Origin of the sequence: Roseomonas sp. OT10, from assembly GCF_020991085.1 — a bacterium.
Classification (GTDB): Bacteria; Pseudomonadota; Alphaproteobacteria; order Acetobacterales; family Acetobacteraceae; genus Roseomonas; species Roseomonas cutis.
Genome location: NZ_CP087719.1, coordinates 3,741,288 through 3,755,232, shown reverse-complemented (window position 1 = coordinate 3,755,232; position 13,945 = coordinate 3,741,288). Strand labels below are relative to the sequence as shown.

Here is a 13,945-nt window from a genome sequence, read left to right as displayed (position 1 = left end):
CAGTCCGGCGAGGTTCGGAGCGATCTGACAACGATCGGCCCGGCGATGCAAACCGGCCCCCGGGCGCGCCGCTACAGCCAGCCCTTGCGCTTGAAGTACAGCACCGGCAGCAGCGCGCTGCCCACCATGATGGCGATCGCCAGCGGATAGCCGAAGGACCAGTCCAGCTCCGGCATCTCCTTGAAGTTCATGCCGTAGACGCTGGCGACCAGGGTGGGCGGCATCAGCGCCACCGAGGCCACGGTGAAGGTCTTGATGATGCTGCTCTGGTCGATGTTGATGATCCCCAGGATCGCATCGAGCGAGAAGGTGGCCTTGTTGGTCAGGAAGTTCGCGTGGTCCACCAGCGAGCGCAGGTCGCGCACCAGCGTCTTCACCGCCGCGTTGTTCTCCTTGCGGATCAGCGCGTCCTTCTCGGTGCCCAGGAAGGTGAGGATGCGCGACAGGCCCAGCAGCGTCTCCGTGGCGCGGCTGGTGACCTCGCCCACCTGGCCGAGCACGATCAGCGCCTCCCGCAGGCTCTCGTCGCGCTTGTTGGCCTTGACCTTGGAGCGGCTGCTCTGGAAGGCGGCGCGGCTGGAGCGGTCCATGTCCGCGCCCACGCGCTCCAGCACGTCGGCCAGGCGATCCACCACCTGCTCGAACAGGCTCAGCATCACCAGGTCCGGCGTGCGCAGCAGCCCCACCGGGGTCCGCTTGCAGCGCGCCGCGAAGACCGCGAAGGCCTTGGGCGTGGCATAGCGGACGGTGACGAGGTGCTGCCCGGCCAGGACGAAGGTGATAGGAGTGGAGCCGAAATCCCCCTCCTCCACCCCGTAGAGGAAGTTCGCGGTCAGGAAGAGCGCCTCCTCCTCCCGGTACAGGCGCGAGGAGCTCTCGATCTCCTGCATCTCCTCCCGCGTCGGGACCTCCAGCCCCAGCGCCTCCTGCACGGCGCGCTCCTCCTCGCGGGTCGGCGCCAGCAGGTCCAGCCAGACCGCGCCGCGCAACTGCTCCGGCGTCTGCGCGCCATTGCCCACGACGAGGGCCCCGTTCGCGACGGTGTAGGTCGTCAGCATGGTGTCGCGGGAGACTCCCGGTCAGCGGGTGGGCCGGCTCCTCCGCTTCTAGAGGACAACCGGCCCCGCCGGGAACCGCCCGCCAGATGACGATCGTCGGAAGGTGGAAGCCGCCACGGCCTCGGGTGGTGGCCCACGCGGGATCATCCCGCTCCCATGGCAGCATGGTCCGCCCTGCCCGGCGCCGCGCCTGCGAGGGTGCCAGCCCGGAGGATGGACGGGACCTTCCGTCTCATACAGCCGGCGGGATGCCTCGATCCGTGCCGGCGTGGGGGGTGCCCGTGGCCCGGGGGCAAGGCGCTGCCTCGCCCCCGGTCCCCCACTCCGCCAGGACCCTGCGGGCCCTGGACCCGAGAGGCGCTGCCGCGAGGCTGTCTGTAACGGGATCACGGCGCCGAGGAGCCATGCTCCTCGGCGGGTACGGCCTCCGCACTCGCTGACGCCTATGAGACTTTTTCAGCGTCCCGCCTGTCCGCGCGCCGCCAAGGTTCAGCCCGCGGGCTGACACCCACCAAAAGCACCAGACTCCCAGCGGGGACCGGGGCCCGCTTGTGGCCCCGGCGGGGGAGGGTCCGGGACGGGGATCGACGCGCGGCGTCGATGCCGCAGACCGGCGTCCCCTCCAGGTCCTCCGCCCGAACACCGCGGCACGACCGGTCAGGTCGTCCCGCCGCCCGTATCAGTAGCTGAAGGGCAGCCGCAGCGTCCCGCCTGCGGCCGGCTCCCGGAACAGCCGGTCCTCGCGCCGTGCCAGGTCGTCCTGGTTGAGGGTCGAGCCGCCCTGCCCCGGCACCTCGCGCGGCTGGATCAGGCTGGGCGAGAAGGTCGGCCGCCCGTCATTGTCGTTGCGCGCGATCGGCGCCTCCAGGCTGCGGTTGGGCATCGGCGCCAGTTCCGGCTGGGGTGTCGTCGGCACCGCCAGCGTGGCGGGCGGCACCGGCTCCGGTTGCTGCGCCCGGGGGCGGGCGGGGCGGACGATGCGCGCGCGCCGGCGCCGCTGCTGCGCCGGCCGCGCCGCTTCCGCCGGCGCGGCCTGCGGGGCCGGCCCGGCCGCGGCCGGCGCCGGGTCGGGCGCGGCCTGTCCGCGGCCGGGCTGCCCCGTGGCCAGCCCGGCCAGGAGCAGACCCAGGAACAGCCCCGTGCGGGTCGGCCAGGCGGCGATCCTCATGTCGGGTGCTCCTCCGTGATGCTGCGCATGCCGCGCGGGTCTTCCGCTGGGTTCAGGACGGTGGCCGGGAGCGGGCCGCCCCGCGAGCCCTGCCAGGCGCGCAGCGCCCAGCGCACCGAGGGGAAGGCCAGGCTCTCCCAGGGCAGTGCCTCCCAGGGGAAGACCCGCACCTCCAGGCTCTCCGGCCCCGGCGCATAGCCCGGGCCCGGGCCGGGTTGCAGCCGGGCGCGGAACAGGATCTGCACCTGCCCGATCCGGGCGATGGAATAGACCGCCAGCACCCCGTCGATGGCGATTCGGGCGCGCGCCTCCTCCCAGGCCTCGCGCGCCGCTCCCTCCGCCGCCGTCTCCCCCATCTCCATGTAGCCGGCCGGCAGGGTCCAGAAGCCGGCGCGCGGCTCGATCGCCCGGCGGCAGAGCAGCAGGCCGCCCGGCGCCTCCACCACGGCGCCGACGACGACCTTCGGATTCTCATAGGCGATATGGCCGCAATCCAGGCAGGTGAGCCGGTCGCGCTCGTCCCCCTCGTGCCGGACCTTCTCGAAGCGGCCGCTCATGGCGCGGATGATGTGGCGCGGGCGGAAGCATCGCAAGAACGCCCGGCGGCCGGCCCGTGCGGCCGCCATCACGCCTGACGGATCGGCCGTTGGCCGGCGCCGCGCGGTCAGGGCGCGGCGGGGGCCTCGCAGGCGAAGCTCGCCGCCTCCTGCGGATCGCCGCCGCGGTAGCGGGCCTCCTGCGGGGCGGGGCAGAGCGGGCGGCTGCGGCCGGGGAAGGCGCTGCCCCGGGCCAGCAGGCGGTCCGGGGCCTGGCCCCGCTCGACCCAGGCCTCGATGGCCGCCAGCGGGTCGAAATCGTCCATCGCCGGGCCGCCGCCGCAATGGTTCATGCCGGGCACCACGAAGAGCCGGGCCCAGGCGGACAGCGCCTCCGCCCCGCCATTGTCCCGCGCCAGCTCCGCCCAGTGGTCGCGCAGGTCCGTGGCGGAGAAGACCGGGTCGGCCTGGCCGTGGAAGACCAGCAGCCGGCCGCCATGGCCGCTGAAGCTGTTGAGGAAGGTCGCGGTGGCGTCGTTGATCGCCGCGGTCTGGGCGGTTCGCGGCGGGTCGCGGTCGAAGTCGAAGCTGCGCAGGTCCAGCCCGTCCACCGGCGGCGTCATGAAGTAGAGGCCGAGCGAGGCGGCGGCGAGGGTGGCGTTGCGGGCGTTCGGCGTGCCGCCCGTCGCCGTGCCCAGCTTCCAGGCGCGCCAGCCCGGCGCGGCGATCCCCGGATCCCAGGGCCAGCCGGCGTAGAGCGGCCGGTCCTGCGAATCCCGTGCCCCGCCGAAGACCCGCTCCAGCGCGCGAAGCTGCGGGTCGCTCAGGCAGCCCGCCGCCTTCTCGCCCGGGCAGCGCAGGGTGGCGGGGTCGAAGCGGCAGGCGGACATGGCTTCCACCGTCCCGTCCGCCAGGCCGTCCGCCGCGTCGCAGGCCTTCGCGATGCCCTCGGCCAGCAGCGTCATGTCCGCTGGGGTGAGGGCGGCGGCGAGGACCGGCTGGCCCGCCTCATTGCGCGGCGCGGCGGCGGTGAGGGCCTTCACGTCCCAGGCCTGGGCGATGGCGGCGCGACTGAGGCGGAAGCCGGGATTGCCGGCGACGATCCCGTCGAACTCCAGCGGGAAGCGCTGGGCCGCCATCATCGCGGAGCGGCCGCCATTGGAGCAGCCCATGAAGTAGGCGTGGTCCGGTCCCCGCCCGTACCGGGCCGCGATCAGCGCCCGCGCCTCCCGCGCCACCGGGCCGATCGAGCCGCCGGCATGGTCCAGCCGCGCCTGCTGGTCGGTGCCGAAGGAGGCATCGCTGGCATCCCGCCCCTGGTGCCCGGAATCGGTGGAGACCACGGCATAGCCGCGGTTCAGCGCCGGCACCCCGGTGGCGCCCGCCACCGGGATCGCGCCGATCGCCTCGCTGACCACGCCGTCCATGCCGCCGCCGCCCTGGAACAGGAAGCGGCCGTTCCACGCCTCCGGCAGCCGCAGCTGGAAGCCGATGCCGAAGAACCGCCCATCAGCGGCCGTGCGCGGGGCGATCATGCCCTCCACCACGCAATGCGCCGGCAGGGCGGCACGGCTGCGGGCGGCGCCGGTCAGCGCGGCGCGGCCGGGATTTTCCGCCGGCAGGGTCCCGGCGGGCAGCGCCTCCGACCGGGTGATCCGCAGGTCCGGGCGGGCCAGGGCCATGAGGTCGGCACAGGCGCGCTGGGCACGGGCGGCGTCCGGGGCGAGCAGGGCGAGGGTGCCCAGGGCGGCGCCCCAGCCGCGGCGGGTGGCCCGGGGTCGGGCCGTGCCGGGTTGGAGAATGCCGGGACGGGCGGCTGGGGGACGGATGGACGGCATGCTTGCTTCCTCCCGGGATCTCTGTCCCGATCCGGATCATTAAGAAGCATAGCAATTCCGTCCAGCCCGTCGTGACCGGCTGGATGGCGGGGAGGAACAGGATGACCGAGCGGAATCCGATGGACGGCAGGGAGGAGACGGGGCGGCGCAGGCTGTTGGCCGGGAGCGTGGCGCTGGCCGCCGCGCCGGTCGCGGCAGGCGTCCAGGCGGCCGACTACGCCCCGCCGATGGCTGGGACGGTGCCGCTGGTGCTGCCGCGCACGGAGTTCGTCTACGAGGCGATCTGCGACCTGGAGCCCACGCTGATGCTGGGCGACTCGCCGCTGGGCGAGCGGCGCATGGTTCCCATCAGCGGCGGCAGCTTCGAGGGGCCGCGCATCCGCGGCAAGGTGCTGCCCGGCGGCGCCGACCGGCAACTGGTGCGCAAGGACGGAGTGCGCATCCTGAACGCGCTCTACGAGCTGCAGGCGGAGGACGGGGCGGTAATCACCGTCCACAACCGGGTGCTGGTCGACGACCCGCCGGGCCAGCCGCGCTACGCCTTCTCGACCCTGGAAATCACGGCGCCGGAGGGCCCGCATGGCTGGCTGAACCGTGGCGTCTATGTCGGCACGCTGAACAGCCTGCGCCCGGCACGCGCCGCCGTGCTGATCCGGGTCTACCGGGTGATCTGAGTGAAACGGGACGGCAGCCCGGCGGTAGGGCCCGCCCGCATGCCAGCGCGGGGTGCGTCCGTTCCCCGGGGGCAAGGCGCTGCCTCGCCCCCGTACCCCCACTCCGCCAGGACCCTGCGGGCCCTGGACCCGATCAGCGCTGCCGCGGGACAGCCGGACACGGGGTCAATGCGCCGAGGAGCATGGCTCCTCGGCGGGACCGGCCTCAGCCCTCGCTGACGCCTACGAAGTTCTTATGGCGTCCCGCCTGTCCGCGCCCCGTCAGGGTTCAGCCCGTAGGCTGACGGCAGCCGCGCAGCACCAGACTCCCAGCGGGGACCGAGGCCCGCTTGTGGCCCCGGCAGGGGAAGGCCTGGGACGGGGATCGACGCACGGCGTCGATGCCGCAGGCCGGCCCCTCCCGGTCCGCTGCCGTTACACCACAGCACCACGGGTCAGCTCATCCCGCCGCCGGTATCACACCCGGATGTCGAGCAGCGAGCCACGCGGCAGGATGCTGCCGGCCTGGACAGGCGTTGCGGCCAGCGGGCGCTGCGTGTCCTGTCCGGGCTCCGGCGTGGTGCTGCCGGTGTCCCGGCGGCGGGCGGGCGCGACGCCGCCCGGGGTGCCGGTCGGGCTGACGTCCGGCGTGAAGGCGGAGAGCGAGTTCAGCGCGATCATGCGCAGGATGATCGCTGAAAGCTCTGAATCCTTCCTTGACCGGACTGCTTTCCTGCGATCGGCGCGGAGGCGTTCCCAGCTGTCGGGGGTGGTGTCCATGCCCCCTGGATGGGGCCAGGGGTCGTTAACACTCCAGCAACCTGTGGCTGTATTCCGGGCAAGGCGTCAGACGACGCCGTGATAGTGCCGATACCAGGCCACGAAGCGTCCCAGCCCCTCCTCCAGCGACGTGCGCGGGGCGAAGCCGACGGCCGCCTGCAGGGCGGAGACATCGGCCCAGGTGCGCTCGACATCGCCCGGCTGCATCGGCACCTCGCGGCGGATCGCCTCGCGGTTGGTGTGGCGCTCCAGGATGTCGATCATCTCGCCCACCGGGACGGGGGTGTGGTTGCCGATGTTGAAGATCCGGTGCGGCACCTCCGGCACCGGCCGCCCCGGCTCCCCGGGGGCGGAGGGGGGGAGGGGGAGGAGGCGGGCAATGGCCTCCACCACCTCGTCCACATAGGTGAAGTCGCGCCAGACCTTGCCGTGGTTGAAGAGTTGGATCTCCCGCCCCTCGAACAGCGCCTGGGTGAAGCCCCAATAGGCCATGTCGGGCCGGCCCCAGGGGCCGTAGACGGTGAAGAACCGCAACCCCGTCAGCGGCAGCCCGAACAGGTGGCCGTAGCTCGCCGCCATCAGCTCGTTCGCCCGCTTGGTGGCGGCGTAGAGGGAGGAGGGGCGGTCGACCGGATCGTCCTCGCGGAACGGCACACGGGTCGAGGAGCCGTAGACGGAGGAGGAGGAGGCATAGACCAAGTGGCGCACCGGATGGGCACGCGCCGCCTCCAGCACCTCCAGGAAGCCGTCGAGATTGGCGCGGGCGTAGTCGCGCGGTGCCTTCAGCGAGTACCGCACGCCGGCCTGGGCGGCGAGGTGCGCGACCATGTCCGGGCGGAACGCCGCCCAGGCGGCCTCCAGCGCCCCGGGTTCCGCGATGTCGAGCGGGCGGAAGGCGAAGGCCGGATGGTCGGTCAGGGCCGCCAGCCGGTCCCGCTTGAGCGCCGGATCGTAATAGGCGTTCAGGCTGTCCAGCCCGAGCACGGTGGCGCCGTCCCCCAGCAGCCGCCGCGCCAGGTGCGCGCCGATGAATCCCGCCGCGCCGGTGACCAGCACCCGCGCCCCCGCCAGCGGCGCCGCGCCGCCCGCTGCCGGCGTGCCCGTCATGCGATTCCTGCCATGCGATCCCATCCTCGATCCCCGGTCAGCCGATCAGGGGCGCGAGCTGGTGGTGTTCCAGCCAGCCGAGGCGGGAGAGCAGGTCGTCCTCCCGGCACAGCATCACCCGGCGCAGCCCGGCGCCCAGGATGCGGATTTCCCCCGCCGGGCGGAACGGCGTGCTCTCGATCTCCGCCAGCAGCAGCCGCGCCTCCTCCGGCAGGTCGAAGGAGAGGACGCAGCCGCCCTGGCCGCGGGCCGGCGCCACCTCGCCCCCGGCCAGCTCCTCGCCCAGCGCCTCCACCCGGACATGCACCGGGCCGCCGCCGACGGGGGCCACGATGTCGAGGTAGAGGCGCCAGCGTCCGCTCGCCCCGGCCGGCAGCGGCACCGCCAGCGTCGCCGTGCCGCCGCGGCTCCAGACGCCCCACGCCTCGGGCAGGTTCCAGCCGGGTCCCTCGCGCAGCATCTGGCGCAGCGCCACGGCCAGGGCGGGTTGCGTCTCCTCGCCCTGCACCATGTCATAGGCCCGGCCAGGCTCGATCTGCAGCCGGTTCTCCGGCGTGGTGGCGGGGCGGGCCGCCATGGCGCGCAGGTCCGCCAGCATCTCGTCCTTCAGCACCGCCCAGTGGCGCAGGCCGCCGCCGGGCGGGATCGCCGCCTCCGTTGCCTCCAGCGCGCCCGGCTCGGCGATCAGCCGCTCCAGGGTGTCCGTCAGCTCCGGCTCATGCTGCGGGGTGAAGAAGACGGCGCCGGGCGCGCCGGACTCGATGAGGGCGGAGTGGCGCGGCACCACGGGCACCTTGCCGTGCGCCAGGCTCTCCGTGACCGGCAGGCCCCAGCCCTCGTGGAAGGAGTTGTAGATGGTGAAGCGGCAGCCCTCGTAGAGCGCGGCCAGGGCGTTGTCCGGCACGTCGTGCAGCAGCACCACCTGCCGCCGCAGCTCCCGGCTGTTCTCGCGGAAGGCCAGCGCCGCCTCGGCGTGCCAGCCCTTGTGGCCGACGCAGACGAGCTGCGGCACCCGGGCCGCGCCGAGCCGGCGGATCAGCGAGAGCCAGGCACGGAACACCAGCAGGTGGTCCTTGCGGCTTTCCACCGTGGCGACGAAGAGGGCATAGGGCTGCCCCGGCCGGAAGCCCGGCAGCCCGGCCAGGGCCCCGGGATCGGGCGGGGCGCCGTCCGGGCGTGGATCGGCATCCAGCCGGATCACCCCCATCGGCAGGTCGAGCCCCGGCAGGAGGCGGGCGAGCTGGTCCCGGCCCTCGGCCAGCGTGCTCTGCGAGTTGCACAGGATGCCGTGGGCATGCACCGCCATGGCGGAGAACCAGCGGGCATAGTCCTGCACCATGCGCAGTTCGCAGTGCTCCGGCACCACCAGCGGCACGCAGTCGTGCAGGAAGGGGATGTAGCGCAGCCCGCTGTCGCGCTGGGCGGCACGCAGGCCGCGGAAGTAGTCCGGCAGGCCCCAGGAGTTGCCCAGGTTCACCAGCATCGTCCCGCGCGCGAAGGCATGGCGCGGCGCGGCGCGCAGCGCCGCATCGGCCGCCTCCAGCGCCGCCTGCCAGTCCGGTGCCGCAAGCTCCGTGCCGGTGCCGGACAGCCGGATCAGGTCCAGCAGCAGCGGCGCCGGCAGGGCCTGCCAGGCACAGGAATCCGGGTTGAAGACCACGCAGCCCAGCCGCGTCTCCGCTGCCGCCGGGCCCCGGAGCGCGGCGCCGACCAGCCCGCACTGCACACGCTGAATGCCCGTCGGCATGCGCCGGTGGTGGAAGTGCAGCACCAGGTCCGAGACGTCGAAGACGAGATCCAGCGGCAGGGGCGCGGCCGCGGTCGCCTCGGCCACGCCCGGTGCCGGCCTCTCCTGCCCTGCGTCGTGCCCCGGCATCCGCCCTCCGCGATCGCGCCCTGTCCTGCTTATGGCGCCCGGGGGCGCCGCGCCAGGGGGCGTGGGCGGCGGGGCCCGGCGCCGTCCCCGCGGGGGAAAGCCTCCATGAGCGACGCGGTGCCTCGATCGCGATAAGCCCCCTTCGCCAGGCCCCCCTGGGTCCCGGGCCTGGCGCCGGGGCCCGCCGGCGCCGCTCGCGGGCGGGCCGGGTCTCAGCCGGCCAGGGCGTCGCGAACCGCGGCCAGCGCCTCGGCGGCCTTCGCCGCCTCCGGCCCGCCGGCCTGGGCCATGTCCGGCCGGCCGCCGCCGCCCTTGCCGCCCACGGCGGCCGAGGCGGCGCGGACCAGGGCGACCGCATCGGCCTTGCCCTTCCCGCCCTCGCCGACGCCGACCACGATGCTGGCCTTGCCCTCGGCGGTGGAGACCAGGGCCACCACATCCGCCGTGCCGCCCTTCAGGATGGCCTCGGCGATGCCCTTCAGGTCGCGCGGCGGGGTCTCGCCCACCTCGCGCAGCGCGAGGCGCAGGCCGCCGACCTCCTCGATCGCCGCGGCCGCGCCGCCGGTGGCGAGCTGCTTGCGCAGTTCCGCCATCTCGCGCTCCATCCGGCGGCGCTCCTCCAGCAGGGTGGCGACGCGGGCGGGGACCTCGGCGGTGGTGGATTTCAGCGCCGCCGCCGCCTCGCGGAGCTGGCGCTCGGCGCCCTCGACCAGGGAGAGGGCAGCGCTGCCGGTGACCGCCTCCACGCGGCGCACCCCGGCCGAGACGGCGCCCTCGGAGACGATCTTGAACAGGCCGATATCGCCCGTGCGGCTCACATGGGTGCCGCCGCACAGCTCCAGCGAGTAGACGCCGTGCTTGGCGGTGGCCTCCGGGTCCTCGCCCATGCCGACCACGCGGACCTCGTCGCCGTACTTCTCGCCGAACAGCGCCATGGCGCCCGCCTCGACGGCGGCTTCCGGCGTCATCAGCCGCGTGACGACGGGGGTGTTCTGGCGGATGCGGGCGTTCACCTCCCCCTCCACCCAGGCCAGGTCCTCGGGCGTCATCGGGCTGGGCTGGGAGACGTCGAAGCGGAGCCGGTCCGGCGCGTTCAGCGAACCCTTCTGCGAGACATGGGTGCCGAGGCGCCGCCGCAGCGCCTCGTGCAGCAGGTGGGTGGCGGAGTGGTGGGCGCGGATGTCGCCGCGGCGGGCATGGTCCACCTCCGCCTGGACGGCGAGGCCGGACTTCGCCTCGCCATGGGAGACGGTGCCCAGATGCACGAAGAGGCCCAGCTTCTTCTGGGTGTCGCGGACCACGATGCGGCAGGCGTCGCCCGCCGAGATCAGCCCGGCATCGCCCACCTGGCCGCCGCTCTCGGCGTAGAAGGGCGTCTGGTTCAGCACCACTGCGACCTCCGTGCCGGCCGGGGCGCTCTCCACCACCTTGCCGTCGGCGATGATGGCCAGGATCTCGCCCTCCGCCGTCTCGGTGGAGTAGCCGAGGAACTCGGTGACGCCGACCGCCTCCTTCAGGTCGAACCACAGCGTCTCCGTCGCGGCCTCGCCCGTGCCGGCCCAGGCGGCGCGGGCGCGCTCGCGCTGCTCGGCCATGGCGGCGTTGAAGCCCTCCACGTCCACCACCCGCCCCTCGGTGCGCAGCGCGTCCTGGGTCAGGTCCAGCGGGAAGCCGTAGGTGTCGTAGAGGCGGAAGGCGACCTCGCCGGAGAGGGTGCCGCCCTCGCCCAGCCGCGCCGTCTCCTCCGCCAGCAGGCCGAGGCCGCGGGCGAGCAGGGTGCGGAAGCGCGTCTCCTCCAGCCGCAGCGTCTCCTCGATCAGCGGCTGGGCGCGGACCAACTCCGGATAGGCGGTGCCCATCTGGCGCACCAGCGCGGGGACGAGGCGGTAGAGCAGCGGCTCCTGCGTGCCCATCAGGTGGGCGTGGCGCATGGCGCGACGCAGGATGCGGCGCAGGACGTAGCCGCGGCCCTCGTTGGAGGGCAGCACCCCGTCCGCCACCAGGAAGGCGCCGGAGCGCAGGTGGTCGGCGACGACGCGGTGGCTGACGCGGAAGGGCCCGTCCGGCTCCTGCCCGGTCGCCTCGGCGCTGGCCAGGATCAGGGCGCGCAGCGTGTCCGTATCGTAGTTGTCGTGCTTGCCCTGGAGGATGGCGGCGAAGCGCTCCAGCCCCATGCCCGTGTCGATCGAGGGCCGGGGCAGGGGGGCGCGGACGCCCGGCGGCCCCTCCTCGTACTGCATGAAGACGAGGTTCCAGATCTCGATGAAGCGGTCGCCATCCTCGTCCGGGCTGCCGGGCGGGCCGCCGGGGATGTGCGCGCCATGGTCGTAGAAGATTTCCGAGCAGGGGCCGCAGGGGCCGGTATCGCCCATGCGCCAGAAATTGTCGGAGGTCGGGATGCGGATGATCCGGCCGTCCGGCAGGCCGGCGACCTTGCGCCACAGCGCGGCCGCGTCCTCGTCCTCGGAATAGACGGTGACGAGCAGCTTGTCCTTCGGAAGCGCGAAGTCCTTCGTCAGCAGGGTCCAGGCATGGGTGATCGCCTGTTCCTTGAAGTAGTCGCCGAAGGAGAAGTTCCCCAGCATCTCGAAGAAGGTGTGGTGCCGGGCGGTGTAGCCGACATTGTCCAGGTCGTTGTGCTTGCCCCCCGCCCGGACGCATTTCTGCGCCGTCGTCGCCCGGACGTAGGGCCGCTTCTCCTGGCCGGTGAAGACGTTCTTGAACTGGACCATCCCCGAGTTCGCGAACATCAGGGTCGGGTCGTTGCGCGGGACCAGCGGGCTGCTCTCGACCACCTGGTGGCCGTTGCGCGCGAAGTAGTCCAGGAAGGTGGCGCGGATGTCGTTGCTGCTGGTCATCGGCCGGCGCTGGTCTTCTCGGGCAGGGAACGGAAGCGGGACAATGCCCTTACCGCGCGGGCCGTTTCCCGTCGAGGGACAAGGGTCCCGGGCCGGGGCAAGGCAGCCTCCCGCCCCGCAGGCCGCCCGGTTGCGCCGCGGGACCGGCGGTTTGCGGCCCGCCGCGGCCTGCCTATGGTCGGGCGGGCAGCCCCGGCCGGCACGGCCGCCGACAGACCGAAGGCCGTGACGTGACCCGGACCCCCCCCGCCCCGCCCCAGCAGGATGCCCGCCCGGCCGGGGAGACCGCCCGGGGCACGCTGCGCGACGTGGCGCGGGCGGCGGGCGTGTCGATGATGACGGTGTCCAACGTGCTGCGGGGCCGGGCCGGGGCGGCCGAGGACACCCGGGCGCGCGTCCTGGCCTGCGCCGAGGCGCTGGGCTACCGCCCGCATGCCAGCGCCCGGCGGCTGCGCACGGCCACGCACGGCACCATCGGGCTGCTGATCGTGGACCAGCAGCCGGACTTCCTGCGCGATCCCTTCACCAGCAACCTCGCGGCCGGGCTGGGCAACGTGGCCTCGGCGCAGGGGCTGTCGCTGCTGGTGCAGGGGGCGCGGCCCGCCGCGCTGGGGCGGCAGGCGCCGCTGCTGGCGCGGGTGGAGACGGATGCGCTCTGCGTCCTGCTCTCCGGCAGCGCCGCGGCCCGGGCCGCGGCGCTGGAGGCCGTGGCCGCGCTGCGCCAGCCGGTGGTGCTGTTGCAGGAGACGCAGGGCGGCCTGCCCGATTGCTGCCTGGTGCGGCAGGACGACCAGGGCGGCGGGGTGCTTCTCGGCGAGCACCTGCGGCCGCGCCTGCCGGAGGCGCCGCGCGTGCTGGTGCTGCGCCCGGACGCGGAATGGGACGCGCAGAGCCAGCGCGCCGCCGGGCTGGCCCAGGGCCTGGGGCGCAAGGCGCGCCTGGCCATCCTGCGCTGCGGCAACGAGGGCTGGGAGGACACCCGGGAGGCGGTGGGGCGTTGGCTGGACCGCCATGGCGTCCCGGATGCGGTGGTCGGCGGCAACGACCAGATGGCGCTGGCGGCGATGCGGCTGCTGCGCGACCGGGGGGTGGAGGTGCCGGGGCGCACCCGCGTGGCCGGCTTCAACGGCTTCTCCGTCTTCCGCTATGCCGAGCCGAGCCTGACCACCATCGTCTCGCCCGCCTACGAGGTCGGGATGCGCGCGGGGGAGGCCGTGCTGGCGCGGCTGGCCGGGGCCTTCCCGGCGGCGGAGATCGTGCTGCCGGTGACGTTGCGGCCCGGCGAATCCGCTTGACAGGCGCCGGCGCCGGGTCGCACGCTTTAACGATAAAGCATGGGCGATGAGGCGGGCAGCCTACCCCGCCGGCCGCGCACCCGACGACCCGATGGCGAGGCGCATGACGGATACGGAACTCGACACGCTGCTGGACCCGAAGCGCACGCCGCTCTTCGCCGCGCTGCTCTCCGACGTGCTGGACGGCATGGGGCTGATGCACCAGGCGCTGGCCGCGCGCATCCGGCCGCTGGACGACGCGCTGGTGATGCTGGGCCGCGCCCGCACCGCGCTGTACCAGGAGGTCTGGCACCACACGGAGGGCGAGAACCCCTACGAGCTGGAGATCGCCCTGATCGACGGGCTGCGCCCGGGCGAGATTCCCGTCTTCGCCTGCGGCACGGGCGGCCGCATCGCCCCCTGGGGCGAGCTGCTGAGCACGGCGGCCAAGGGGCGCGGCGCGGCGGGCGCGGTGATGGACGGCGCGGTGCGCGACATCAAGGCGATCCGGGCCATGGGCTTCCCCGTCTTCCATGGCGGCATCGCGCCGCTGGACAGCAAGGGGCGCGGCAGGGTCGCGGCCATCGACGTGCCGGTCGAATGCGCGGGCGTGAAGGTCCGCAGCGGCGACCTGGTCCTGGGCGATGCCGACGGTGTGGTGGTGGTGCCGCGCGAGGCGGAGGCGGAGGCGCTGCGCCGGGCCGCGGAGAAGCTGGCCGGCGAGCGGACGACGCTGCGCGAGCTGCAGGAAGGCCAGTCGTTGGCCGAGGTCTTCGCCCGGCACGGGATCCTCTGAG

11 protein-coding genes are annotated in these 13,945 nt (G+C 74.0%); 3 read left to right on the top strand and 8 right to left on the bottom strand.

The genetic code is table 11. From position 1 onward, the window contains the following. Window positions 1-71: 71 nt before the first annotated feature. From LPC08_RS17130 to LPC08_RS17115, 4 genes are all read right to left on the bottom strand, one after another. Window positions 72-1,058, bottom strand: coding sequence for a magnesium transporter CorA family protein (locus LPC08_RS17130; RefSeq protein ID WP_230449446.1), 987 nt, complete (start codon window positions 1,056-1,058; stop codon window positions 72-74). Between the two features lie 679 nt (window positions 1,059-1,737). After that, window positions 1,738-2,226 (bottom strand): hypothetical protein, encoded by a 489-nt coding sequence (locus LPC08_RS17125; protein ID WP_230449445.1) that lies wholly within the window; start codon window positions 2,224-2,226, stop codon window positions 1,738-1,740. Beyond that, on the bottom strand, window positions 2,223-2,783 hold the full coding sequence (locus LPC08_RS17120; RefSeq protein WP_230449444.1) for an NUDIX domain-containing protein: 561 nt from the start codon (window positions 2,781-2,783) through the stop codon (window positions 2,223-2,225). The genes LPC08_RS17125 and LPC08_RS17120 overlap by 4 nt, the downstream gene beginning before the upstream one ends. A 107-nt stretch (window positions 2,784-2,890) precedes the next feature. Continuing rightward, window positions 2,891-4,600 (bottom strand): tannase/feruloyl esterase family alpha/beta hydrolase, encoded by a 1,710-nt coding sequence (locus LPC08_RS17115; RefSeq protein ID WP_230449443.1) that lies wholly within the window; start codon window positions 4,598-4,600, stop codon window positions 2,891-2,893. A gap of 101 nt (window positions 4,601-4,701) precedes the next feature. Between LPC08_RS17115 and LPC08_RS17110 the strand changes: the two genes are divergently transcribed. Next, a complete protein-coding gene (locus LPC08_RS17110; RefSeq protein ID WP_230449442.1) occupies window positions 4,702-5,274 on the top strand; it encodes a DUF3237 domain-containing protein in 573 nt (190 codons plus the stop codon). A gap of 456 nt (window positions 5,275-5,730) precedes the next feature. On the opposite strand, the gene LPC08_RS17105 is transcribed toward LPC08_RS17110, so the two are convergent. From LPC08_RS17105 to alaS, 4 genes are all read right to left on the bottom strand, one after another. Further along, on the bottom strand, window positions 5,731-5,934 hold the full coding sequence (locus tag LPC08_RS17105; RefSeq protein ID WP_230449441.1) for a hypothetical protein: 204 nt from the start codon (window positions 5,932-5,934) through the stop codon (window positions 5,731-5,733). Window positions 5,935-6,099: 165 nt separating this feature from the next. Continuing rightward, on the bottom strand, window positions 6,100-7,140 hold the full coding sequence (locus tag LPC08_RS17100; RefSeq protein WP_230449440.1) for an NAD-dependent epimerase/dehydratase family protein: 1,041 nt from the start codon (window positions 7,138-7,140) through the stop codon (window positions 6,100-6,102). A gap of 37 nt (window positions 7,141-7,177) precedes the next feature. Further along, complete coding sequence (locus tag LPC08_RS17095) at window positions 7,178-8,974, bottom strand: glycosyltransferase (RefSeq protein WP_230449439.1); 1,797 nt, start codon at window positions 8,972-8,974, stop codon at window positions 7,178-7,180. Window positions 8,975-9,228: 254 nt separating this feature from the next. Next, window positions 9,229-11,874, bottom strand: coding sequence for an alanine--tRNA ligase (alaS, locus tag LPC08_RS17090; RefSeq protein WP_230449438.1), 2,646 nt, complete (start codon window positions 11,872-11,874; stop codon window positions 9,229-9,231). A gap of 230 nt (window positions 11,875-12,104) precedes the next feature. On the opposite strand from alaS, the gene LPC08_RS17085 reads away from it, so the two are divergent. Together LPC08_RS17085 and LPC08_RS17080 are read left to right on the top strand one after the other, a co-directional pair. Continuing rightward, window positions 12,105-13,169 (top strand): LacI family DNA-binding transcriptional regulator, encoded by a 1,065-nt coding sequence (locus tag LPC08_RS17085; RefSeq protein WP_230449437.1) that lies wholly within the window; start codon window positions 12,105-12,107, stop codon window positions 13,167-13,169. 103 nt (window positions 13,170-13,272) lie between these two features. Beyond that, a complete protein-coding gene (locus LPC08_RS17080) occupies window positions 13,273-13,944 on the top strand; it encodes an RraA family protein (RefSeq protein ID WP_230449436.1) in 672 nt (223 codons plus the stop codon). Window position 13,945: the final 1 nt, after the last annotated feature.